Raw genomic sequence first — 25,306 nt, 5'->3', positions numbered from 1 at the left:
AATGATTAGCTGTTCGGGTGGGCAGTCTGGATTTGTCGTTCACTGAAAAACACTTTTACTTTTCTTGGATATTTCTTTTTTTACTTGACATAGTTCACATAGAACTAACGCTTTTGAGAAGATTTATAGTCGTATTTGTATAAAAAGAAGAAAAATATAGCCTTATTTTATTAATTTTAGCGTTAAAGTATCTTGTTTTTGCAAAAAATACTATATTTGCAGACGGATTATTGATATAGTTCTATGTGAACTGTGTTAATAATGCCACTAGTATTGATATTTTGAAAAACTTAGTTTGAAGAAATATGCAGGTGAATCGATCCAATAATTTATTGCTGGATTGTCTTCTCAGGAAGCTGATAAACTATCATAGTCTATATTTTAAAATAAAGGCTAATTTTTAATATGATACAAACGCTAAATAATTCCTATAAAAGAGTCTAACTTTTTTGCTTCAGGTCAGGTATGAGAAATAATAGTAGTTAGTAAAGGAGATAGAAGAAGTATTTCTTTTTTTACCTAATCAGTGAATAGTTTTTATTCAAGTTCTAATCGTTAAATAATTAAGTTATGAATAATTGCACAAAGAAAGTTGCCTGCATGGCTATTCCTTTGTTTTGTCTTAATTTGACCATGGCGGCTGAAAGTACTATTTCAGATCTTGATATCCGGAAGGCTGTAGCAGTAGAAGAGACAGCCTCTGTTAATCAAAGTGCCCGCAAAGTAACAGGTGTTGTTAAAGACGAAAACGGAGAACCGGTAATTGGTGCCAGTGTTGTAGAAGTAGGCACGACAAATGGTATTATGACAGATATGGATGGTAAATTTGAACTGTCCATGAGTGCTAACGGCTCGTTACAAATCTCGTATGTCGGTTTCGTTACCCAGACAATGAAACCGGGGAATAAAAGTAATCTCCAGATCGTTTTACAGGAAGATAACCAAGCTTTGGACGAAGTTGTGGTTGTGGCTTTCGGTAAAAGTACAAAAGAAGCTTTCACCGGTTCTGCCGGTATAATGAAATCGGATGACTTGATTAAGGCACAGGTGAGTAACCCGGCCCAGGCTTTGGCAGGACGTGTAGCTGGTGTACAGTTGAGTAATGAATCCTCACAGTTCGGTAGTAAACCGAATATCACCATCCGTGGTTTTGGCTCAATTTCTTCTAAAACAGAACCTTTGATTGTTGTAGATGGTATGCCTTTCGACGGTGACCTGAACTTGATCAACTCAAGCGATATCGAGTCTATGACCGTATTGAAAGATGCTGCTTCCAACGCCTTATATGGTGCCCGTGGTGCTAACGGTGTGATTATGATCACAACAAGAAAAGGTAAGAGTGGCGATGCTAAAGTAACTGTTGATGCAAAATGGGGTTCTAACACTAATGCATTGAAGAATTACAAAACAACCAATGCACAACAGTTCTATGAAACTTATTACAAGATGTTGTATAACTATTATATAACTCCGGATGGAGGAAATATGTCGACTTCTGATGCCCACGCATTGGCAAACCAGCATCTGACAAACTCTTCCAGTGGTGTTGGTCCGGGTTATATGGTTTATTCGGTTCCCAGCGGACAGGATTTTATCCAGCAGGGAGGAGTAATGAACCCAGGTGCAACCATGGGAACTCTTTATGATTATAATGGACAAAAATTATGGTTGCAGGCAGATGATTGGGAGGAAGAAGGTTTGAAAAGCGGTTTCCGTCAGGAATATAACGCTTCTGTTTCCGGTGCATCCGAACGTGTTAACTATTATACTTCATTGGGCTACCTGAAACAGGAAGGTATTCAGGAGGGTTCTTCACAGGATCGTTTGACTGCTCGTGTGAAACTTGATTATCAGGCAAAGAAGTGGTTGAAAGTGGGTGCGAATTTCAATTATTCAAAATATGATTATAACCAGACATCAGAAGGTACTATCGGTAGTGGTACCATCTGGAATGCAATCAAGACACAGGCTCCTATCTATCCGGTTTATTACCGTGATGCCGATAAGAATATCATGATCGATAAGTGGGGGGAAAAGATGTATGACTTTGCCCGAAACTATGACCTGAGCCGTGCCGGAGGTATTGGTGGTAATGCTATTTTCGACAATAAATACCGTTCAGAAGAAACAACCGGTAACTCATTTATTGCCAGTGGATATGCAGATGTTAATCTGACAAAAGACTTGACATTTACATTTAATGCCAATGCTTATGATTACGACCGTAGGTATAGTTATATTGAAAGTCCTTTCTCTGATTACTATACAGATTCATCTAAAAATGGTACTTTGATAAAAGCTTCTTATCGGACTTTTACCTATAATACCCAGCAATTGTTAAATTACAACAAGCAATTTGGAAAGCATGACGTAAGTGGTATGATAGGTCATGAATATTATAATTACAAAGAGGAATATCTGAAAGCTTCCGGTTATAACTTCGGTATCGATGGTACTTATGAACTGGGTACTTGTCTGAATCTGGATAATAATCCGACTTCTTATACAAGAGCCTATAACAACGAAGGTTATTTTTTCCGTGCGATGTATAACTATGATGCCAAATACTTCGGTTCAGTGTCTTATCGTCGTGATGCTTCTTCTAATTTTTCCAAAGATCATCGTTGGGGTAACTTCTGGTCTGCAGGTGGAGCCTGGATTATCTCAAAAGAGAAATTTTTCAATGTTCCTTGGGTGAATTCACTGAAATTAAAGGCGTCTGTTGGTTCGCAAGGTAACGATAATATCGGTGAATATATAGGAGATGTGCTGTATGCAGACTCTTATACTATTGTAAATAATGATAATCAGGTGGCATATCAGTGGCGTCATAAAGGGTCTAATGATATTACGTGGGAAACTAATACAAACTGGAATGCCGGTGTTGAATTTGACTTGTTCAAAGGACGTCTGAGCGGTAGTTTAGATTACTTCTACCGTAAGACCAGCGATATGTTGTTCTCTTTGAATACTCCTCCTTCTATTGGTTATACCAGCTATTATATCAATTTGGGAGATATGCGTAATGCAGGTCTCGAATTGGTTTTACAGGCAAATCTGGTTAATAACAAGGATTTCAGATGGGATGTCAATTTCAACATTTCTCATGTAAAGAATAAAGTGTTGACTTTGCCGGATGAAATTAAGAAGACAAATGTGGAAGGTCATGATGGTTATGTGAATTTGGATAAATCATTCGTATCCAAATATAAATATTTTGTAGCTGAAGGTCTTTCTCTGTATACCTGGTATTTGCCTAAGTTTGCAGGTCTGGATCCTGAAACAGGTGAATCCTTGTTCTATAAGGATATTATCGACGATGCTGGCAAGGTAACCGGTCGTGAAACGACTAAAGATGCCAGCCAGGCTACGGATTATCTGATTGGCGATGCTCTTCCTTCTTTCTATGGTGGTTTGGGAACATCTCTTTCTTTCCGGGGATTTGACTTCTCTATCAATATGAACTATCAGTTGGGAGGTAAAGCATACGATTATACTTATCAGACTTTAATGCATACTGGTGGTACAACTTCTTCAACCTGGCATAAGGACATGCTGAATGCCTGGACTCCGGAAAATACAGGTTCAAGTGTTCCGCGTTTGCTGTTCTCTGAAAAATATTCTCAGAATGCCCGTTCAGACCGTTTCATCACCAATGCCAGTTATCTGAATATTCAGAATATAAACCTGGGATATACATTACCGTCTAACCTGGTGCAGCAGTACAATATCCAGAATATACGTGTTTATGTTTCCTGTGAAAACCTGCTGTATTTCTCAGCACGTCAGGGATTCGACCCGCGTTATACATTGAAGGGTTATACGAACCCGGAACTTTATTCTCCGATACGTACTATTTCTGGAGGTATTTCATTGACATTCTAAACATTAAAAGGAAAACATCATGAAAAAATATAAGATAGTTTTGGCTGCTGCCGCTCTTTTGGGCTTTAGTAGCTGCATCGAAGAAAAGATTCCAACCGAATATGTGTTGGATGAGCAAATCCAGGCATCTGAAGCGGCTTTACAGGGGATGGTTAACTCCATTTATACCTCGATGGCCGGATACAAGAATGATGATGGTGGTATTGAAATGATCTCTTATGGTAGTATGCGAGCCATGCTGGAACATGGTACTACCCAATTGGTTTGTTCAGGAGCAAATGGGTATAACACGATGGGCGCCTATTGTAACGGTGCTGTAAGTGCTACAGGTTCCAATCGTGGACTTTATCCTTCATACCTTTATTATGCTTACATCAAAAATGTCAATGATGTTATCAAGATGGTCGGTGTAGATGACCTGGATGATACAAAGAAAAACTATTTGGGAATCAGTTATGCATACCGTGCCCTTTATTATATGGATCTGGTTCAGATCATGGAATATAAGAAGCCTACTGATAGCCGGTACAGCTATGTCGATCCTGAAAAAGACCTGACAAATCTGGGCGTGCCTATCATTACGGAAAAGACGACATCGGAAGAGGCTTCCAATAATCCGCGTGCTACAGTTGATGCTGTTTATGATCTGATCCTGAGCGACCTGCAGCAGGCAGAAGGTTATCTGGCCGGATATACCGCTACAGATAAAACACAGCCCAACCTTTCGGTCGTGTATGGTTTGTATGCCCGTGCCTATTCCAATCTGGCTTCTCGCGTAAAGACTTCTGTTACTTACAAGGATGAAGCTTCTTATTGGCAGAAATCCGGAGAATATGCAGAAAAGGCTATTTCTACTTCCGGTTGTACTCCTCTGACAGAAACTGAATGGACAGATCCGGTAAACGGTTTCAATAACCGTACTTCACAAAATTCATGGATGTGGGCAACTTCTATTTCAGAAGGTAATACTACTGCTGCGACTTCCGATGATGGCTCTTTCTCTTTCTCTATGATCTTCGGTACGGAAACTAACTTCTCTGTTTATGGTTGGCGTGTAGGGCGTTCATTGGATCGTAAGTGGTACGAACGTCTGTCTGATAATGACTTCCGTAAGAAATCATGGTTAGCTCCTAATTTCTTCTATGAATCAAAGAACCAGAAAGAAGGTCAACCTTACCTGGTAGAGAAAGATGCAACGGGTAAATTTATCAACAATAAATGGGCAGTAAGTGATGAGAGTGCTACTGTTCAGAGCAATTGGAATGATAATTATTCCGGTTATGGTCCTACTAAATACCAGTATCAGTTGAATAGTACTCCGTCCTGGATCCGTTCACGTATCAATATTCCGAATGGTTTCCAGTCATGGCCGTGGTTGTATGTAAACATCAAGTTCCGTCCGCATAATGGCGATTACAGAACATATACTGTCGGCGGTGCAACCGACTATCCGATCATGCGTGTGGAAGAAATGTATTTCCTGAAAGCGGAAGCAGCTCTTCATACATCTGGTGTGCCTGCTGCAGCCAGGGCATTGGAGGATATTGTGAAGACGCGTAACAGTGAATATACTTGTATGGCTACAACTGCTGCTGACTTCCTGGATGAATATGTATTCCAGAAAGGTATCGAATTTTGGGGAGAAGGTATCAACTATTTCGACGCAAAACGTCTGGAAGTGGGGATTCATCGTGCTTATAAAGGTAGTAACTGCGAACGTTATCAGCATTGTATCGATATGGACGGCGTATATGTTGGCTGGACTCCGGGCTGGAACCAGGCTGAATTGAATGCAAACCGTGCTATCTACTTCTATAACAATCCGTATACAGCATCTGCTACTTATTACGTTTATAAATCAAATGATGATTTAAGACCATATTATGGTACTGAAATCACCGAGTAATCAGAATTAATTAAAATAGAAAGGGTATGTCTTCATTTGGCATACCCTTTTTTTATTTCAGAAAAGAAGACTTACTAATCTCTGGTTGTAAAAGTACAGGAAGTAAAGTAAAAAGAAGTACCGGATACCTGGGTTTAGAGTAGTTGGAATAAATATTTTTGTTGGGTTTTCTCTTATGACCGGAGTTCACGTAGGACTCCAGCAATTAAAGGATGAGACGAAGTCTTTTAATACATAAATTGGCAACAATATGTTTTTTTTATTTATTTTTTATACTAAACCGCGCTCGTTTTATAAAAAATAGTATATTTGTATACTGATATTTAGATAGAGTCCTACGTGAACTATGCTCAAAATATCTATTACACTAATGAATACAGGTTTAAGAAGTTAGGAGAAATTGTGGATAACAAACAGTCTGATTTGTCAGATTGTGCTTTTGGGCAGGCTATGAAATATAGCCTTTGTGGTCTTTTTTTTATAGTAAAAACCATTAATTAATTTTTAACATGACGACAAACACTAAATGGATTAAGTTACATGCATCGGCAATATTCGCCATACCCGTATGCATATATGCTTAGTATCTTCTCTTCGTATTTGATTTATGAGTTATAATCACTAATTATTTAAGTTATGAATTACACTAAGAAAGTCATTTTTGTACCTATGGCTTTATTTTGTCTGGGGTTGCCGTTGGCTGCCGAGAGTAATGTCTCTGCAAAACAGGCAATGACAGAATTAAGTGCAAATGGTAGCCATTCCGCAATTGCGGTGCATGAAGCAACATCAACGGCTCAGAATACCCGTAGAGTAACAGGGGTAGTGAAAGACGAAAACGGTGAACCGGTGATCGGCGCCAGTGTTGTTGAGGTAGGTACTACCAACGGTATCATGACAGATCTCGACGGTAAGTTCGAGTTATCTATCCCGTCAGGCAGTTCGCTGCAAATCTCTTATGTGGGTTATGTTACCCAGACTATCCGGCCGGGAAACCGGAACAATATCCAGATCGTATTACAGGAAGACAGCCAGGCACTGGATGAAGTTGTAGTGGTTGCTTTCGGTAAAAGTACAAAAGAAGCCTTTACCGGTTCTGCCGGTATAATGAAGGCGGACGATCTTTTGAAAGCACAGGTAAGTAACCCAGCCCAGGCATTAGCCGGACGTGTTGCCGGTGTTCAGTTGAGCAACGCTTCTTCACAGCCGGGTAGTTCGCCCTCTATAACTATCCGTGGTTTCGGTTCTATTTCTTCGGATACGGAACCGCTGATCGTAGTGGACGGTATGCCTTTCGACGGTGACCTGAACCTGATCAACTCCAACGATATCGAATCGATGACCGTCTTGAAAGATGCTGCTTCCAACGCGCTGTATGGTGCCCGTGGTGCCAACGGTGTGATCATGATCACGACAAAGAAAGGAAAGAGCGGAGAAGCCAAAGTGTCTGTCGATGCTAAATGGGGATCGAACTCTAATGGTCTCCGGAACTATAAGACGACGAATTCCCAGCAGTTCTACGAAACATATTACAAGATGTTGTATAATTATTATATAACAGAAGGCGGTGGAGGTATGTCGGCTACCGATGCCCATGCTCTGGCAAACCAGCATCTGACCAGTTCTTCCAGTGGGGTAGGCCCGGGTTATATGGTCTATACCGTTCCCGACGGACAGGATTTCATTCAACAGGGTGGAACCATGAACCCGGGAGCGACTATGGGGTCTCTTTATAACTATAATGGACAGAAATTCTGGTTGCAGGCCGACGACTGGCAGGATATCGGTTTGCAGAACGGTTTCCGCCAGGAATATAACGTGTCGGTTTCCGGTGCTTCCGAACGTGTTAATTATTATACCTCTGTCGGTTATCTGGATCAGGATGGTATCCAGGAAGGTTCCACGCAGAAACGTTTGACGGCGCGTGCAAAACTGGATTACCAGGCAAAGACATGGCTGAAAGTCGGTGCGAATTTCAACTACTCCAAATATGATTACAGCAAGACATCCGAAGGTACGATCGGTACCGGTACCATCTGGAGCACGATAAAGACCCAGGCTCCTGTCTATCCTGTTTATTTCCGTGATGAAAACAAGAACATCATGGTCGATAAATGGGGAGAGAATATGTATGACTTCGCTCAGGCCTACGACTTGAACCGTGCAGGCGGTGTGGGTGGCAACTGTATCTTCAATAACAAGTATAATGTGAATGAAACAACCGGTAACTCGTTTATCGCCAGTGGTTATGTAGATGTAAACCTGACCAAGGACCTGACATTCACGTTCAATGCCAATGCGTATGATTACGACCGGCGTTATACGGAGGCAAAAAGTCCTTTTGTCGACTATTACACCAGTTCGTCCGATAACGGTACCCTCTATAAGGCTTCTTACCGTACTTTTACTTATAATACGCAACAGTTGCTGAATTACGGCAAACAGTTCGGCAAGCATGATGTGAGCGCGATGGTCGGTCATGAATATTACAATTACAAATATGAGTCACTGAGCGCTTCCGGACGTAATTTCGGGATCGATAACTCATGGGAGCTGGCGACACTTCTGAATCTGAATAATACTCCGAATTCTTATTCCAATACGTATAATAACGAAGGGTATTTCTTCCGTGCGATGTACAACTACGATGCAAAATATTTCGGTTCGGTCTCTTACCGTCGTGATGCTTCTTCCCGTTTCGCGAAAGACCACCGCTGGGGTAACTTCTGGTCGGTCGGCGGTGCCTGGCTTATCTCGAAGGAATCGTTCTTCAATGTGCCTTGGGTGAATTCTTTGAAACTGAAGGCTTCTGTCGGCTCACAGGGTAACGACAATATCGGCGATTATTTGTATGCCGACTCTTATACGGTAGTGAACAACGATGACCAGCCTGCTTTCCAATGGCGTCAGAAAGGCTCCGGCGATATCACCTGGGAAACCAATACAAACTGGAACGTGGGTACCGAATTCGACCTGTTCAACGGACGCCTGAGTGGTAGCCTCGATTATTTCTACCGGAAAACCAGTGATATGCTCTTCTCGCTGAATACACCTCCTTCTATCGGTTACACCAGTTATTTCATTAACATGGGGGATATGCGTAATGCTGGTCTTGAGTTGGTATTGCAAGGCACTCTGATCCGGAATAAGGACTTCAAGTGGGATGTTAATTTCAATATCTCCCATGTGAAGAACAAAGTACTGACTTTACCGGATGAAATCAAGACAACCAAGGTGGACGGTCATGACGGTTACGTCAACCTGGATAAGTCGTTCGTATCCAAGTACAAATATTTCGTGGCTGAAGGTCTTTCTCTCTACACATGGTACTTACCTAAGTTTGCCGGTCTGGATCCTGAAACAGGAGAATCCTTGTTCCATAAAGATATCCTCGACGATGCAGGAAATGTGACGGGACAAGAAATGACCAAGGATGTCAACCAGGCTACCGATTACCTGATCGGCGATGCGCTTCCGGCTTTCTATGGTGGTTTGGGTACATCTTTGAGCTATCGCGGTTTCGACTTCTCCATCAACCTCAACTATCAGTTGGGAGGTAAGGCATACGATTATACCTACTCGACATTGATGCACACCAGTACAGCCACTTCTTCAACCTGGCATACAGACATGCTGAATGCCTGGTCGCCGGAGAATAGAGGTTCAAGTGTTCCACGTTTGCAGTTTGCAGAAACATATTCGCAGAATTCGCGTTCAGACCGTTTCATCACCAATGCAAGCTACCTGAACATCCAGAACATCAATCTGGGCTATACATTGCCATCCAGTTTGACACAACAGTATAAAATACAGAACATACGTGTTTACTTCTCGGGTGAAAACCTGTTCTACTTCTCGGCACGCCAGGGATTCGACCCTCGCTATACGTTGAAAGGGTATAGTAACCCGGAACTTTATTCTCCGATACGTACTATCTCGGGCGGTATTTCATTGACATTCTAAACACTAAAAAGAAAACATCATGAAGAAATATAAGATTTTATTGGCTGCAGCGGCTCTTCTGGGGTTAAGTAGCTGTATTGAAGAAACATTACCGACGCAATATGTGCTGAATGACCAGATACAGGCGTCGGAATCGGCTTTGCAGGGGATGGTCAACTCCATCTATACCTCGATGGGAGGATATATAAATGAAGACGGCGGTATAGAAATGATCTCCTACGCCAGTATGCGTGCCATGCTGGAGCATAGTACGGGCCAGTTTGTTTGTTCCGGCGGTAATGGTTATAACACGATGGGCGCCTATTGTTATGGGGCGATAAGTGCTACCGGATCTAACCGCGGACTGTACCCTTCTTACCTGTATTATTCTTACATAAAGAATGTAAACGACATCATCGGCATGATCGATGTGAACGATATGGATGATACGAAGAAGTCTTATCTGGGAATCAGTTATGCCTACCGTGCCCTTTATTATCTCGACCTGGTACAGATCATGGAATATAAGAAACCCACGGATAGCCGCTACAACTATGTGGCGCCTGAAAACGACCTGACCAACCTGGGTGTGCCTATCGTAACGGAAAAGACCACATCGGAAGAGGCTTCCAACAACCCACGTGCGACGGTGGATGCAGCCTATGATTTGATATTGAGTGACTTGCAGCAGGCTGAAACCTATCTCGAAGGATATACCCGCACCGATAAAACCCAGCCTAACCTGGCGGCTGTCTATGGTTTGTATGCCCGTACATATGCTAACCTGGCTTCCCGTGTGAAAACATCAGCTTCCTATAAGGATGAAGCCTCTTACTGGCAGAAATCCGGCGAATATGCGGACAGGGCTATTTCTGTAGCCGGTTGTACTCCGTTGACGGAAAGTGAATGGACGGATCCGGTGAACGGCTTCAACAACCGTAACTCGCAGAACTCATGGATGTGGGCAACTTCCATTTCGGAAGGTAACACCACTGCTGCTACCGGCAATAATCAGTCATTCTCTTTCGCCATGATCTTCGGGACAGAGACGACCTTCAGTGTGTATGGCTGGCGTGTCGGCCGTTCGCTCGACCGTAAATGGTACGAACGTCTTTCGGACAACGACTTCCGCAAGAAATCGTGGCTGGCTCCTAACTTCTTCTACGAGTCGAAGAACCAGAAAGAAGGTGAACCTTATCTGGTGGAAAGAAGTGCAGACGGCAAGTTCGTCAACAATAAATGGTCGGTCAACGACATAAGCACAAGTACGACCCAGAGTGACTGGAATGACGACTATTCCGGATTCGGACCTGATAAGTATCAATATAAGTATAACAGTTCTGCGTCGTGGATTCGTTCACGAATCAATTCATCCAACGGTTACCAGTCATGGCCATGGTTGTACGTCAATATGAAGTTCCGTCCGCACAACGGTGATTACCGGACACACTCGATCGGTGGTGCCGTCGATTGCCCGATCATGCGTATTGAAGAAATGTATTTCCTGAAAGCCGAAGCGGCACTTCATACATCGGGTGTACCGGCAGCAGCGGCCATTTTGGAGGATATCGTGAAGACCCGTAATCCGTCTTATACCTGTACGGCAACGACTGCCGATGCGCTTCTGGATGAGTATGTTTTCCAGAAAGGTGTCGAGTTCTGGGGTGAAGGCGTCAACTACTTTGACGCTAAGCGTCTGGAAGTGGGTATCCACCGTGCTTATAAAGGAACGAACTGCGAACGTTACCAGCATTGTCTCGACATGGACGGTGTATTTGTCGGTTGGACTCCGGGTTGGAATCAGGCAGAGCTGAATGCCAATCCTGCCATTTTCCATTACAATAATCCGTATACGAATCCGACGACTTATTACGTATATAAGTCAAACGATGATTTCAGACCGTATTATGGAACTGAGATAACCGAATAAGAAAAATGAATCTTGAATAAGAAAGGTATGCCGGTGCGCGGCATGCCTTTTTTTGTTTTCACGTTTCAGCCTTCAGGTCTTTTGAGACCAATAGAATCAACGCTTCCGGCTGAAGGGTGTGGCTTTTTGATTTGAAAACACACCCTTCAGCCGGAACTTTTGTTTTTCAATAGTCGAATAGGACTGAAGGCTGAAACGTCATGTTTGAAAACTTATATGAGGGGGGACCGGCACTATAGTCTCGCTATAACTGACACTGCTGTCATACAACCTTCAGCGCTACTGTGTTATTGTTGTAGCATAATAGTGTTAATAAACCGCTGTCCTTTTTAAGAAAAGACTTAAGCTTTTTCGTAAAAAGCTAGGCATCTGATTGTAAACGGGTCGGTGTCCTATAACAAACGGGTCGGCAGCCATTTTAAATGAGTGCCGACCCGTTTGAAAGTGATCAGGGAGTTATCTCCGGTTTTGTACTGAATTATCCTTGTTCTTTTGTCCGGAAAGCCAACGCATACATACGCATCTGTTTGACCATAGCCACCAAACCGTTTGAGCGAGTAGGGGAAAGATGTTCTTTCAAACCGATCTTCTCTATGAAATAGAGGTCGGTGTCCAGTATCTCCTGCGGTGTATGGTCCGACATGATATTGATCAGCAGCGAAACGATACCTTTCACGATCACTGCATCACTTTCACCTTTGAATATAATTTTACCGTCTTTATAGTCCGCCTGCAGCCATACACGGCTCTGGCAACCTTCGATCAGGTTACTTTCTGTTTTATACTTTTCTTCCAGCGGGGGAAGGGAGTTGCCTAAGTCGATCAGCAACGCATACTTGTCCATCCAGTCGTCGAAGGCTGAGAACTCTTCAATAACATTGTCCTGAAGTTCGTTGATAGTCATCGTTCGTATTATTTCTTTTGTCGGTTATATATTACTTCCAGAACCGTTTGCCCTACAGCTTTGAGGGTTTCGCGGTCGATATTGTCCATATTGTCTTTCTGTGTGTGCCAGTACCATCCGAAGCCATCCTCGCTGTAATTGATAATGTCGAGGCATGGAATATTACGCCCTTCGATTACAAATTCGTGGTCATCGGTGACACCTCCGCCGTTCGCATTGATGAAATACTTTCCGTATCCAAGGTTACGCGCAGTATTCCATACTTCATCGACATAGCGTGCTGCATAACGCATGGAGGTCATTTCTTTATAGAATACGGCATTCTTCGATCCTACCATATCCAGCAGGATACCGAATTCTGCTTTGTAATTGGGTATGTGCGGGTTCTTTGCCCAGAACTGAGAACCCAGGCACCAGGTCGTACTGGTCGGTTCATTGTATTTGTTTCTGCTGAATTCGGGTACGCCGTAATCTTCCGCATCAAAGAAAATGATATCGACACCGATACCGGGATTGGTTATACTGAGCTGGCGGGCGATTTCCAATAAAACACCGACACCACTGCCTCCGTCGTCGGCACCGTCTATCGGCTTATGATGGTTGGCGGGATCGGGATCTTCATCTGAATAAGGACGGGAATCCCAATGGGCGAACAACAGGATGCGCTTGTCGCTATCCGGGTTATAGGAGCCGATAATATTTTTAGCTTCCAGTCCCGTATTGTCATAAGCAGTGAGGGTTGCTTCCTGCTCATATACCTTTGCTCCGAAACGTCTCAGTTCGGAAGCCAGGTAATTGCCACAATCTTTATGGGCCTGGGTGTTAGGTACACGCGGACCGAATTTAACCTGGTTCTCTACGTATGTGTAGGCACTGTCGGCATCGAATGCCGGCGTATTTGTTTGAGGTACTGCCTGGCTCACCGTTGTATTCTCTTTTTGTTGGTTTTTGGCCTGACTGCATGCTGCTAATGAACATGCCAGCAGGGCGATATACAGAATGTGCATCATATCTGTTTTTGTTTTTTGTTTATCCATTATAGGCTGACTGCACACGTGACATGACACGCAGCAGATTGCCTCCCCATATCTTTGCTATATCATTTTCACTGTATCCGTCTTTCAGAAGGCGTACGGTGATGTTAATCAGATCATTACTAGCCCGGCATCCGATCAGTTCGCCGTCGCCGTCGAAATCGGAACCGATGCCTACATGATCGATGCCAATCAGGTCCACGATGTGATTGATGTGGCGTACGGCATCGGTGAGCGATGCTTTTTCAGCATCTTCATTGATAAATCCCTTATAAAGGCAGACCTGTACGACACCCTGTTTGGCGGCCAATGCTTTCAACTGGTCGTCGGTCAGGTTACGCGGATGGTCGCATAAAGCACGTGCCGAAGAATGCGAAGCAATGATCGGCTGTGTGCTTATTTCCAGTGCGTCATAGAATGTGCTTTCTGCAGCATGCGATACGTCTACCAGAATACCCAGCCGGTTCATTTCGGCAATCACTTCTTTTCCGAACGGGCTAAGGCCGCCCCATTCGGCTTCTCCGCGTGCAGAGTCGCAGATATTGTTGCTACCATTGTGGCAGAGCGTGATATAGCTGACACCCAGTTCTTTGAAACGGGCTATATTCCTGATATCTTTACCGATGGCATAACCGTTTTCCACACCCAGCATGATTGCTTTCTTGCCGGCAGCTTTCGTTACCCATACTTCCTGAGGGGTATGGGCGATGTTCATTCTGCCGCGGTTTATTTCCATCTGGCGATGTATCTCGTTCAATCGGTTCATGGCAAACGCCGTTGCCTGTTGCAATGATGCGTCATCCCGTTTCCCCTGAGGAATATAAGCAACCATGATGGCTGCATCTACCATGCCTTCCTCCATAAGCGGAAGATTCACTTTACCGCCCTCTTTCTGGCCGATATTGAACTGGCCGGGGAAGATCATCGGTGTGTCGGTGTGGGAATCGAGTATAACATTCCGGCTGTGGATACGTTTGGCTTCTTTGAACAGACGTGCCGCTTCTACATGATGCCTGAATAATTCGAGCATCAACTTGTCGCCATTGGAAGCCATTGCTTCGGGATGCCATTGAATACTGAATATCTCTTTTTCGGGATGCTCCATCGCCTCGTTGATACCATCGGGAGCAACGGCTGTTTCCTTGAATTCGGGAGCAATCTCTTTGACTGCCTGGTGGTGTACCGAGTTGACCAGTACATCCGGTTCCTTTTTCAGTATTTCAAAAAGACGGGAAGAGGTATCGGAGATACGGACGGAATGTGAAGCCTGTTCACGGGGCATTGCCTGACTGTGTTTGAATACGCCGCCTGTGTGTTGCGAATAAATATCCTGATAGACGGAGCCGCCGAATGCCACATTGATAAGCTGGTGCCCGCGACAGATACCCATGACAGGCAACTGGCGATTGGTAGCCAACCGGAGCAGGATCAGGTCGAACTCATCGCGGAAGGTATCCACATCCTGTAACTGCGGTATCGGTTCTTCTCCGATATAGAGCGGATTGATATCTCCACCGCCACTCATCAGTAATCCGTCCAGGCTGGAAACAATCGCTGTGAGAGCTTCCAGGTCGGTTATAACCGGGATCAGCACCGGAGCACCCCCAGCCATCAGAACAGACTGTACATAAGTCTCGGCTATACAGGAAAGTCCGTCTTTCCGGTTTGAAGATATTCCTATGCGGGGGGGCTGAAGTTTTTCTTTTTTCGGATTGAAATTGTCAACTTCCCTGAATAAGGCTTCTAAACTCGGACGGCGGACTTGATTATTCATAACAAAACTATTTTAGTTGATAGTTGACAAGTGACAGTTGACAGTTCTTTTTCTTTGTTATCTGTCCACTGTCATCTGTCACCTGTCCACTTATTAAGCGTCAATATTTGCGTATGTAGCATTTTCTTCGATGAACTCGCGGCGCGGACCTACGTCTTCACCCATCAACATGGAGAAGATCTGGTCAGCTTCTGCTGCGCTGTCGATCGTGATCTGCTTTAATGTACGGTTATCAGGATTCATGGTCGTATCCCACAGCTGGTGGTCGTTCATTTCTCCCAAACCTTTGTATCGTTGCGTGTGAATCTGGTTTTCATTACCTCCACCGAATCTGTCGATGAATGCCTGACGTTGTTGTTCTGTCCAGCAATATTCTTCCACTTTACCTTTCTTACAGAGGTAGAGAGGAGGGGTTGCCAGATAAACATATCCGTTTTCGATCAGTGCACGCATTCTGCGGAAGAAGAAAGTAAGAATCAAAGTGGCAATGTGGCTTCCGTCCACGTCGGCATCGGTCATGATGATCACCTTATGGTAGCGGAGCTTGCTCAGGTTCAATTCCTTCGGATCTTCTTCTGTACCGATAGTAACACCCATAGCACGGAAGATGTTCTGGATTTCTTCACTTTCGAATACTTTATGGTCCATTGCTTTCTCAACGTTCAGGATCTTACCGCGGAGCGGCAGGATTGCCTGGAACACACGGTCGCGGCCCTGTTTAGCCGTACCGCCTGCAGAGTCCCCTTCGACCAGGAACAACTCGCAGATAGAAGCATCTTTCGATGAACAGTCGGCCAGCTTGCCGGGAAGTCCTCCACCGGTCATCGGCGATTTACGCTGAACCAGTTCGCGTGCTTTGCGGGCAGCCTGACGTGCCTGGGCAGCCAGGATAACTTTTTCAACGATAATCTTCGCCTCTTTCGGATGCTCTTCCAGATAATAGGAGAGGGCTTCACCGATTGCCTGGTCTACAGCACCCGTCACTTCGCTGTTACCCAGCTTCGTCTTGGTCTGTCCTTCAAACTGCGGCTCGGCAACCTTGATAGAGATAACGGCTGTCAGACCTTCACGGAAGTCATCGCCCTGGATCTCTACTTTGGCCTTTTCCAGTAGTTTGGAATCTTCTGCATATTTTTTCAGTGTACGTGTCAGACCACGGCGGAAACCAGCCAGGTGCGTACCACCTTCAATTGTGTTGATGTCATTTACATACGAGAACACGCTTTCGTTGAAAGATGTGTTGTATGTCATAGCAACTTCTACAGGAATACCCTGTTTTTCCGTTACGATATGGATCACATCGGGGATTAGGGATTCTTTGGAACGGTCTACGTAACGAACGAACTCCTTCAGACCTTCTTCCGAATGGAATAGATCCGATTTGTAAGTTCCGTCTTCTTTCTGAACGCGTTTGTCTGTTAATGTCAGATTGATACCTGCATTCAGAAATGCCAGTTCACGTAAACGTGTTGCCAGTATTTCGTATTTATATTCCGTTACAGTAAAAATGGTTGCATCCGGCTTGAAAGAGATGGTTGTTCCGGTAGTAGTGGCCTCGCCGATCACTTCCACGCCATGGAGCGGTTTACCACAGGAATAATCCTGCATGTACAGTTTCCCGCCTTTGCGAACTTCAGCTTTCAGGTAAGTGGAAAGGGCGTTCACACAAGATACGCCGACTCCGTGTAATCCTCCGGATACTTTGTAGGTCCCTTTGTCGAATTTTCCTCCGGCATGTAAGATTGTTAAAACTACTTCCAGAGCTGATTTACCTTCTTTCTCATGAAAATCTACAGGGATACCACGACCATCGTCCGATACTGTGATCGAATTGTCTTCGTTAATTACCACATCGATCTGGGAACAAAATCCGGCTAACGCTTCATCGATCGAGTTGTCAACAACTTCGTATACGAGATGATGGAGACCTTTTTCACTGGTGTCGCCAATGTACATGGACGGCCTTTTACGTACTGCTTCTAACCCTTCAAGTACCTGAATACTGTCCGCAGAGTATTCTCCGGAAGTATTCTTCATTTCTTCACTCATGAGTTTCTATCCTTTAAAATCACTAAATTTCTATATATCTAAAAATGCTAACAAATGTAGTGAAAATAATCGACTTAGAAGGTAAAAGTGATGTGAAAATAGCAAAAAATACGGCTGGTGGGAGTATAAACGAAAAGAGGTCGGATTATCACTAATCCGACCTCTTGTAAAGTAGCCCATAGGGGAATCGAACCCCTCTTTCAAGAATGAAAATCTTGCGTCCTAACCGATAGACGAATGGGCCATCTGGGTTAAAAAAGCCGGGCTGTTGAGTCCGGCTTATACTATATATAGTATAACCTATTCCTTAAGCAAGTTTGTTGACGTGCTTTGTCAGTTTGGATTTCAGGTTGCCAGCTTTATTCTTATGAATAACGTTTTTCTTAGCAAGCTTATCCAGCATAGAGCACACCTTAGGTAACAGAACCTGAGCTTCATTCTTGTCTTCAGTTGCACGCAGTACACGCATTGCATTTCTTGCAGTTTTTGCATGATATCTGTTGCGCAGACGTTTTGTGTTTGTCTGTCTGATTCTTTTGATTGATGACTTGTGATTTGCCATTTCTTAGCTATTCTTTATTGAATTTTTAATCTTGTTTATTGTAGCCCATAGGGGAATCGAACCCCTCTTTCAAGAATGAAAATCTTGCGTCCTAACCGATAGACGAATGGGCCATCATGTCAAAGTTCTCACTTTCAGCGCTCTGGGATTGTTGATTTCCCGATTGCGAGTGCAAAGATAGATGTTCTCTCTGAACTACCAAAACATTTCATGGGAAAATTTAATAGTATTTCTTGTTTTAACTTCTATTTAGAACTTATATCCTGCAAATGTATTTCTAAAGCCTTGACGGAAATGTTTATTTCCCAGATACATACGCATAGCGAAGCTGCCAGGAGCAACAGGGCGATACCGAATATCCAGGCGGCGATGATTTGCCATGAAATATAAATGAAGAACATGGAAATCACGCAAAGCAACAGGCTGAGTATACCGAGTATCTGCATCGAGCGGGTCAGGTAAAGCCGTTTGCGGAGGTTGGCGATCTGGGCAATATCTTTCGGATCGTGTGTCTGCTGGTGCTTTTCCTTTAACGCGCGGACTACGCTGGCGTATGAAAGAAAACGGTTGGTGTAGGCCAATAGTATCAATGATATGGCTGAAAACAAAAGCGACGGGGTAGTAAGATCTAACATAACTCAAATGTATTTATACTATTATAACCTGCAAATATCGTAAATAGTTTGTTGTTTTGTATCTTTGTCTGCCATAAAGCGGTGAAGATATGTTATGTAAAACACGCGGGATCGTCCTGCATGCTATTCCATATAACGATAAGTACTCTATTATATATATGTATACGGAGGCGTTCGGACGCGCTTCTTACCTGGTTGCACGCAGCCGGGGAAAGAAGTCGACCGTATCCAGGGCCTTGTTCATGCCTCTGTCGGTGTTGGAAATGGAAGTGGAGCATCTGAATAAGCGCGACCTGCACCGGATACGTGAAACGAAACTGTGTTATCCGCTCACCGAAGTGTTCTGCAATCCGGTGAAGAATGTACTGGCACTGTTTCTGGCGGAGGTGTTGTTGCGAGTGGTGAAGGATACTGAACCGGACCAGCGGCTTTTCGATTATCTGTATGAATCGATCCATTTGCTGGAATATGCCGACAAAGGGGTGGCAAATTTTCATCTGGTGTTCCTGCTGCGCCTGCTTCATTACCTGGGTATCTATCCGAATGCCGATTCTTATTCGGCCGGTTGCTATTTTGATATGCAGAACGGGGTCTTTGTGGACCGTGTCCCTATGCACCGACATTACCTGACCCGTGAAGAGAGCCTCTTTTTTGCCCGCTTACTGAAAATTAGCTTTGAAAATATGTCATTATATTCATTTTCCCGGCAGGACAGGGTAGGGGTTATCAATCGTATTGTTGAATATTATCGGTTGCATTTGCCGGAATTTCCCGAAATAAAATCACTTTCGGTGATGCAAAGTCTTTTTGATTGATCAGATTACCGGCTGAATACTTGCCAGTTTGCGGAAAAGATTATACTTTTGCCGCACCTTATACAAAAGTTGGTCTTGTAGTTCAATGGATAGAATAGAAGTTTCCTAAACTTTAGATCCGGGTTCGATTCCCGGCGAGACTACCAGGTTAAAGTGTTGAAGGACTGTATCTAAGCATCTGCTTCAGATACGGTCCTTCTTGTTAACCGGAAATACTCCTTTTATAATATTCCATTTCTTATTGTAGATTCAGACGTTGTCCGGATAGTAGCTCCCTGACGGTGAATGTACCTGTATAGGAACTTGTTGTCAGTGAAACTGTGTCGGATAATTTGCATCCGGATTTGACGGAAATATTGTAATTGCTGGCATTATTGGCCCTGAATGAATCGAGTATACTTCTGTCGGACGATGAGACCGTATAGTTCGGTATTGTATATGTCCTTCCGTTTATAATAACGCGTATCTCTCCCGATGTTGAAGTGTTTTTATTCACCAGATTTTCGACATTTATTGTCGCATTACTGAATCCCGGTGCACTGACCGTTACCTGCTCGCCGCTATCATCCTGCGTAGAAGTGAACGCTACGGTTTGTTCTCCGGTAGGAGCCTGGTTATAGGTGTAACTGTAACCGCCACTCACGGCTGTCCATCCGGCTTGCGACGTCGTTAGTTTTGTTGTGGCGACGAAGACGGTAAGCGGATATTCCGGTGGATAATCAGCATATCCGGGAATGGTAAACCTGAGTGTAGCAGTATTTCCTTTACCGTAAACGATCATGTTATTGTTATTGACAGATACATTTTCAAACTGGCGTGATACCAGATTGATCTCTGCCGTCTTAAAATAGTCGTTCTCTATGGTGACAGTCTCATTGCTGTTATCCAGGCTTGTTTTGAAATTAAGTGTTTTGGTACCCGGACTTTCTGCCCAGTATACATATTTATATACTCCGTTGGTGAAGTTGATCTGTAGATCTTTATTCGGATCGGTCGGATATAAATATTGAGTTGTGATCTCACACTTCAGCGGATAGAGGTAATTAGGTATTCCATCCGGTATCCGGAAAGATAATGTGATATCCTGGTCCTTGCCTGTGTATAACTCCGGAGTGAAAGCTGCCGGGCTGAAACTGTACAACGTGCTCGATGTGACTGTGATCGTACGGGAGAGCTTGCCTGCTTTCACCGAGATTGTAGCTTCATTCTGTCCGGCATATACCCGGGCAATACGTGCTGTTATATTTCCATTCCCGTCGTACGACAGGCCGCTGATGATGTTGCCTCTGTCTTCCTGGATAGATACGCTGATCTCTTTGTCGTTCGGAACTTCATTTTCCGTATAATGGGCGGTCACGTTCAAGGTTCCTCCCTGCGTGTACAGGAAGTTCAGGTTGCTGACGGTAAGCCGGTTGTTATCGCTGTCGGAGATGGAGGGTGAATCTTTGAATATATCGGCATAGATATTGTTGGATACCTCTGCCTTCTTGGCATCCTCAAAAGAATTACTACCCTTTGCTTCTTCGCTGAAAGATTTGATGATCACTTTGTACTGAAAGTTCCTGACGATTGTATAAGGTCTTTTATTGTTGTCAAGGAATTGTATCTTATAATATAATTCCGAGCCGTCTTTCAGGCGTCCCTTGATAATAAGGAAAGATTGATTTTCGTAATAGTTCGGATTTTCGAACATATACTTATCTTCCAGATTACAATCGGTATCGCTTTGGTCTGTTCTTGACAGGGTTCCCAGAGGTAAAGTAGTGATATCATCCTGGATAGCGAACGGGTTCGGTTCCATATTCGGAATGAAAGGAGCTACTGTTCCTGTTGAAACTATATTCGCCAGGGCGTAGCCGGTGACAGTGAAATTGTCAGTTTCATTCTGAACCGTCACCTTTGCCTGGTTACGGAACAGGGTTACGCTCAAAGGCGAGGCCAGGGAAGAAACTTCACTTCTTCCCCAGAAAACCATCTTGCTGCCGTATAAAGCAGGCATAAGTTCTTTTTCATCTTTTTCGGCGAAAGCCTTGTCGTCGAATGAAGACCAGTTGTCGTAATTGGCAACTACATGGACGATCCTGGTTTCTTCGGATACTTCCGCTTTGAAAGAGCCGTTGCCGACACCATTCGTCTCCTGGCTGTCGAGGTCGGTCGCATGGACACGTCCGATGAAGAGTCCGTTCATGTCGAAGGTCAGCAACCATACGTCCGAAAGATTATTTTCGAAAGAGGCAGCACGTGTGGCAATCCTGTATTCCGGGATATTCACGGAAATCTTCAAGGTCGCTTTACCGGGAACACCGGGCTTCTCCACTTCATATTCGTCCTGGCAGGCGAATAAGGCGAACGAAGCAATTAAATATATGATAACATTTTTCATAACTTTCATCTTTTACTATTTAACATCTCTCACGCAACGTACGGAGGAACGTAGCGGATTGAAACCGTTACCGCCTCCGACCCTGGGGTCCATAAATTGTACGGTACTACTGGCTCTGGCACTCCAGTACCAGCTTCCTTCCAGAATCTTTTTTACTTCGGCAGCCTTGATGTTCTGGAGTACGTCGATCAGATATACTTCTGCCAGTGTAGGCATACGCCAGTCCGAATAAGTCTCACCGGTCGTTTCATCTCTTTCAACATAGGTAGAGCATTTATTTCTGGAATTCAGATAACTGTCCGATGTCGTTACTCCGAACTGTGAAGCCAGCATCACGCGGGGAGAGATACGCCGGTTATTTTCCTCCGTATCGATCGTCTCGTTGTTTGCATCTCTCAGCGGGTAACCCAGAACTGCATTATTCCTGATGTATTCGGCATACGATCGTCCCAGTGCAGGATTGGCGGCATAATGTGTATATCCGCTACCGAAATCTTCATCGAATTCATCCGGATCGGGCAACGAGGAGAAGTCGGCAACAAAAGAACCGATCACGTACATCTTTTTATTATTCTGTCCCTGGCTACCGCCTGGTGTTTCCGCTGAGATATCGGAACTAAGGTATAAGGCTGGATACTGTGTAACCGTGACCTTCTGTGTAAAACCGATCCCGTTCTTTACTGTGAATTCGATCTCTTTCGCAACAAAGTTTCCGGGAAGCGTACTGTTTATTACAATGTCTCCTGACTTAACTCCTTGCGAACAGGTTATATCGACTCCGTTAGCCCCGTTTGTGACAGTTGTTCCGTTGACGGTGATATCCGTTATTTCGACGTCCGGGGTGGATGATTGGAATGTCGTTGTATAACTCGTACGGTTCGGTAACGTGATCGTTGTCTGTTCCACGTAGAGAAAGTTGAATCCTTCTACCGAAACCAATACCTCTTTCGTTGTCCAGTCTTTGATCGTATAGTTGGCACTGATCTCTTTGGCAGATTCCGGTGTTTCAGACCCTGGTTTGTCTACCAGGATCGTGATATCGTATAAATGGTTACGTTCCAGTTTATAGATAGCATCCCGTTCGGCTTCCTGCTCTTCGGACGGATTAGCCGTATCATCGGACGGCAACCGGAAATTGACAGGCACCTTATAATAATTCTGCGTATATTCTTTTCCGTCCGGGCCGGTTATCGGAATATTCATGATCAGATATGTTTCGTTCTGTTGATTCTGGCTCCAATCGTTCGGATATGAATAGACGACCGTCTTATCCGAACCTGCACCGGAGGCGATATCCGTAAAACCAGCCATGCTCTGTAGCTGCGGGGTAGCCGGTGTTGCTGTTTCGAGTACGGATGCATTGGTTGCATACCGGTACAGCTTTTTGCTGATATTTTCGCTTTTCAAAGCTGAAAAACTATTTGTATAAGCTGTCGATACCCTTATTTTCGCGGCTGCCCTTTTCAATGGTACAGTAATTTCTTTGTTCATTATCACACCATCGTTCAGGATCTGGGCAGACGTACCGTCCATCAAAAAGCTATCCTGTGTTTTATCGGGGTCCAGGGATGAAACGGCTTGTGCTTTCAGTTCGGAAAGAGTAAGGCCATTTGCCGGAACGGTTTGTGAATAGTTTGCTACAACATATGTATTGTATGTCTTATCACGGTTGAACTGTTCTTGCATAGCGTTCAGAGTTACTGTGTATTCTCCGCTTACCGCCTTTCCTGAGGCTAAGTTTATATGTTGATAGAAAAAGCAGGCATCTTCTCCTTCCTCGTAAATGAACACATCCAGTGTCTTCACCAGGTTTTCATTCAGGTTGTCTTCACCGGTTTCCGTATCTGCTTTTGTGATGCCGGGTTGTGCCAATGATAACCGGATCGCTATTTTACCGGAATCGGCAAAAGGCTTATTCTCCAGCTCTTCCTGGCTACAGGAAGAAAGCAATAAAGTAAGCACCGATAAGCATAATATGATATAATTATTATTTCGTTTCATAACCCTTTTCTCCTTTTATTTATATTCTGTTTGTGTGATCAGAATATCTGTGTCATTGTCACCCGGGAATTTTCGTGATCCGTTACTTTGGAGCGGATTGATCTTGAGTTTTTCGCCTTCGACGGTGATATACAACCGTACTTCGCGTTGAGAACCTCCCCACGGCTTCGTTGCCCCGACTTTTATTTCGTAGGTATTATCTCCTGCGATCCCTTTTGAAATAGCCAGTTTCCCGGTAGTCGATCCTTCTTTCCCGAAAGTAAATTCGAGGCCGTTCGTTAATGTCGCTGTCCAGATAGCTCCTGCCGGACCTGTCAGGCGGAAGTTATAGCTGACATAGGACGTTTTATTTTGTGGCTCCCCATTCTGTACATAAGGATATTGTATGATCCCGTCAGTGGCACTCGTATTGTTTGCACTGAATTCATAATCTCCATCCTTTACAACGTGACCGATCTCTGAAACAGATTTGGTCCAGGGGAGAGTGATAGTTTTAAGCTCCAGTATATTGTCCGGATGATCGATGATTCCCATGACCGTATATACCGTATTCCGTTTCAGACTGTATTTATTATCCGTCTGCCCGTTGTCGGTTATGTAACCTTTGTATTTGTAAAGTTCTCCGTTTACTGTTACAGAAATACGCAAATAAGGTGTGATCAGCGAATCGGGCGCTCCCGGACCGGCTATGTTCTGATAACTGTAGAAAGAAGCCATCGCCTTATCCGGTGTGATAACGGAGAGGTCTTCAGGTACACGTCCCAGCGTATTATCAGAACTGATCGTCCGGCTTTCCAGTCTTTTTTCGACTGGCGAAACCATGACCTCGTTTTGATATTTGCCGAGCGTATTGGTAACCTGATTGACCAGTTCGATTGAGTTCACGACTACTTCACTGTCCGTATACTTACTGTTTTTGAACATATAAATGTCCAGTCGTGAAACCAGTCGTTCCATCGGTACGGTTACCTCTGTCAGAAAATCTTCTATGGGCGTCTCTTTCCTGCCGACCATCAGAATATTGGTATCGCTGAAACCGTTCCGGTTCGAAATGGTCAGATTTTCCAGTTCCTGTAAAGTCAGGTCACCTAATTCTTGTAAAGCGATTTCTCCTTTTGACGGAATTGAAAAGACCTTGTCCGGATCGTTATAATTCCCTATGGTATAGATAATCTTTGTCTGTGGTGAAACCTGGACCGACCGGATTAACTCATCCGTATATTGCGGAGTTATGACCGGAACCAGTTCGGTGTATTCACGACTGCCGTCGGCTTTGTTGAATACATAGAGAGCCAGGCTTGAAAACTTACCGTCGCCCCCTTTGCTCAGGTTGTCTGCTGTTGCGCGAGTGGAGATAGTCATGTTCAGTCGTGCATCCATTTTCGTCGCACTCTGATCTGTATCCTGGTCTTCGGTACAGGATGTAGCCAGCAGGGCGACAATGAAAACACCTATTGTCGCTATATATTTATTCTTGATTCTCATA

At 44.2% G+C, this 25,306-nt stretch carries 14 protein-coding genes and 3 tRNA genes; 6 read left to right on the top strand and 11 right to left on the bottom strand.

What is annotated here, in order from left to right:
• The first annotated feature begins 570 nt into the window (after positions 1–570).
• The 4 genes from DWW23_RS22700 (at position 571) to DWW23_RS22685 (ending at position 11,663) form a co-directional block, all read left to right on the top strand.
• Entirely contained in the window at positions 571–3,885 is a 3,315-nt protein-coding gene (locus tag DWW23_RS22700; protein WP_122356475.1) for a TonB-dependent receptor, read from the top strand.
• Between the two features lie 19 nt (positions 3,886–3,904).
• Entirely contained in the window at positions 3,905–5,791 is a 1,887-nt protein-coding gene (locus tag DWW23_RS22695) for a RagB/SusD family nutrient uptake outer membrane protein (RefSeq protein WP_122356473.1), read from the top strand.
• A gap of 636 nt (positions 5,792–6,427) precedes the next feature.
• Positions 6,428–9,754 (top strand): TonB-dependent receptor, encoded by a 3,327-nt coding sequence (locus DWW23_RS22690; RefSeq protein ID WP_122356471.1) that lies wholly within the window; start codon positions 6,428–6,430, stop codon positions 9,752–9,754.
• Positions 9,755–9,773: 19 nt separating this feature from the next.
• Complete coding sequence (locus DWW23_RS22685) at positions 9,774–11,663, top strand: RagB/SusD family nutrient uptake outer membrane protein (protein ID WP_122356469.1); 1,890 nt, start codon at positions 9,774–9,776, stop codon at positions 11,661–11,663.
• 478 nt (positions 11,664–12,141) lie between these two features.
• On the opposite strand, the gene DWW23_RS22680 is transcribed toward DWW23_RS22685, so the two are convergent.
• The 8 genes from DWW23_RS22680 to DWW23_RS22645 form a co-directional block, all read right to left on the bottom strand.
• Positions 12,142–12,567: a SufE family protein gene (locus DWW23_RS22680; RefSeq protein WP_122356467.1), complete on the bottom strand. Its 426-nt coding sequence runs from the start codon at positions 12,565–12,567 to the stop codon at positions 12,142–12,144.
• Positions 12,568–12,575: 8 nt separating this feature from the next.
• Positions 12,576–13,577 carry a M28 family peptidase gene (locus tag DWW23_RS22675; protein WP_370449325.1) on the bottom strand — a complete coding sequence of 334 codons (1,002 nt, stop codon included), beginning with the start codon at positions 13,575–13,577 and terminating at the stop codon, positions 12,576–12,578.
• 19 nt (positions 13,578–13,596) lie between these two features.
• Positions 13,597–15,375: a gamma-glutamyl-gamma-aminobutyrate hydrolase family protein gene (locus DWW23_RS22670; RefSeq protein WP_122356465.1), complete on the bottom strand. Its 1,779-nt coding sequence runs from the start codon at positions 15,373–15,375 to the stop codon at positions 13,597–13,599.
• A 93-nt stretch (positions 15,376–15,468) separates the two neighbouring features.
• A complete protein-coding gene (gyrB, locus tag DWW23_RS22665) occupies positions 15,469–17,424 on the bottom strand; it encodes a DNA topoisomerase (ATP-hydrolyzing) subunit B (protein WP_122356463.1) in 1,956 nt (651 codons plus the stop codon).
• A gap of 172 nt (positions 17,425–17,596) precedes the next feature.
• Positions 17,597–17,668: transfer RNA gene (locus tag DWW23_RS22660), tRNA-Glu, on the bottom strand.
• A 63-nt stretch (positions 17,669–17,731) separates the two neighbouring features.
• Positions 17,732–17,986 carry a 30S ribosomal protein S20 gene (gene rpsT, locus DWW23_RS22655; protein WP_122356461.1) on the bottom strand — a complete coding sequence of 85 codons (255 nt, stop codon included), beginning with the start codon at positions 17,984–17,986 and terminating at the stop codon, positions 17,732–17,734.
• A 41-nt stretch (positions 17,987–18,027) separates the two neighbouring features.
• Positions 18,028–18,099 (bottom strand) — tRNA-Glu (locus DWW23_RS22650).
• 132 nt (positions 18,100–18,231) lie between these two features.
• Entirely contained in the window at positions 18,232–18,621 is a 390-nt protein-coding gene (locus DWW23_RS22645) for a DUF2721 domain-containing protein (protein ID WP_122356459.1), read from the bottom strand.
• Between the two features lie 89 nt (positions 18,622–18,710).
• Here DWW23_RS22645 and recO point away from each other — a divergent pair, with 89 nt between their 5' ends.
• Together recO and DWW23_RS22635 are read left to right on the top strand one after the other, a co-directional pair.
• A complete protein-coding gene (gene recO / locus DWW23_RS22640) occupies positions 18,711–19,436 on the top strand; it encodes a DNA repair protein RecO (protein WP_122356457.1) in 726 nt (241 codons plus the stop codon).
• A gap of 71 nt (positions 19,437–19,507) precedes the next feature.
• Positions 19,508–19,582, top strand: a tRNA-Arg gene (locus DWW23_RS22635).
• Positions 19,583–19,674: 92 nt separating this feature from the next.
• Here DWW23_RS22635 and DWW23_RS22630 read toward each other — a convergent pair.
• The 3 genes from DWW23_RS22630 to DWW23_RS22620 are packed head-to-tail and all read right to left on the bottom strand — an operon-like array spanning position 19,675 to position 25,305.
• On the bottom strand, positions 19,675–21,819 hold the full coding sequence (locus DWW23_RS22630) for a hypothetical protein (protein WP_122356525.1): 2,145 nt from the start codon (positions 21,817–21,819) through the stop codon (positions 19,675–19,677).
• A gap of 15 nt (positions 21,820–21,834) precedes the next feature.
• Positions 21,835–23,820, bottom strand: a complete 1,986-nt coding sequence (locus DWW23_RS22625; protein ID WP_122356455.1) for a fimbrial protein — start codon at positions 23,818–23,820, stop codon at positions 21,835–21,837.
• A gap of 15 nt (positions 23,821–23,835) precedes the next feature.
• Positions 23,836–25,305, bottom strand: coding sequence for a DUF4906 domain-containing protein (locus tag DWW23_RS22620; RefSeq protein WP_122356453.1), 1,470 nt, complete (start codon positions 25,303–25,305; stop codon positions 23,836–23,838).
• Position 25,306 lies beyond the last annotated feature (1 nt).

Origin of the sequence: Parabacteroides sp. AF14-59, from assembly GCF_003479515.1 — a bacterium.
Classification (GTDB): domain Bacteria; phylum Bacteroidota; class Bacteroidia; order Bacteroidales; family Tannerellaceae; genus Parabacteroides; species Parabacteroides faecis.
Note: the sequence above shows the minus strand (reverse complement) of the source record. Positions and strands in the feature narration are given on the sequence as shown.

Coding starts and splice junctions, on each gene's coding strand:
- DWW23_RS22700 (WP_122356475.1), top strand. CDS start 571: ATGAATAATTGCACAAAGAAAGTTGCCTGCATGGCTATTCCTTTGTTT.
- DWW23_RS22695 (WP_122356473.1), top strand. CDS start 3,905: ATGAAAAAATATAAGATAGTTTTGGCTGCTGCCGCTCTTTTGGGCTTT.
- DWW23_RS22690 (WP_122356471.1), top strand. CDS start 6,428: ATGAATTACACTAAGAAAGTCATTTTTGTACCTATGGCTTTATTTTGT.
- DWW23_RS22685 (WP_122356469.1), top strand. CDS start 9,774: ATGAAGAAATATAAGATTTTATTGGCTGCAGCGGCTCTTCTGGGGTTA.
- DWW23_RS22680 (WP_122356467.1), bottom strand. CDS start 12,567: ATGACTATCAACGAACTTCAGGACAATGTTATTGAAGAGTTCTCAGCC.
- DWW23_RS22675 (WP_370449325.1), bottom strand. CDS start 13,577: ATGATGCACATTCTGTATATCGCCCTGCTGGCATGTTCATTAGCAGCA.
- DWW23_RS22670 (WP_122356465.1), bottom strand. CDS start 15,375: ATGAATAATCAAGTCCGCCGTCCGAGTTTAGAAGCCTTATTCAGGGAA.
- gyrB (WP_122356463.1), bottom strand. CDS start 17,424: ATGAGTGAAGAAATGAAGAATACTTCCGGAGAATACTCTGCGGACAGT.
- rpsT (WP_122356461.1), bottom strand. CDS start 17,986: ATGGCAAATCACAAGTCATCAATCAAAAGAATCAGACAGACAAACACA.
- DWW23_RS22645 (WP_122356459.1), bottom strand. CDS start 18,621: ATGTTAGATCTTACTACCCCGTCGCTTTTGTTTTCAGCCATATCATTG.
- recO (WP_122356457.1), top strand. CDS start 18,711: ATGTTATGTAAAACACGCGGGATCGTCCTGCATGCTATTCCATATAAC.
- DWW23_RS22630 (WP_122356525.1), bottom strand. CDS start 21,819: ATGAAAAATGTTATCATATATTTAATTGCTTCGTTCGCCTTATTCGCC.
- DWW23_RS22625 (WP_122356455.1), bottom strand. CDS start 23,820: ATGAAACGAAATAATAATTATATCATATTATGCTTATCGGTGCTTACT.
- DWW23_RS22620 (WP_122356453.1), bottom strand. CDS start 25,305: ATGAGAATCAAGAATAAATATATAGCGACAATAGGTGTTTTCATTGTC.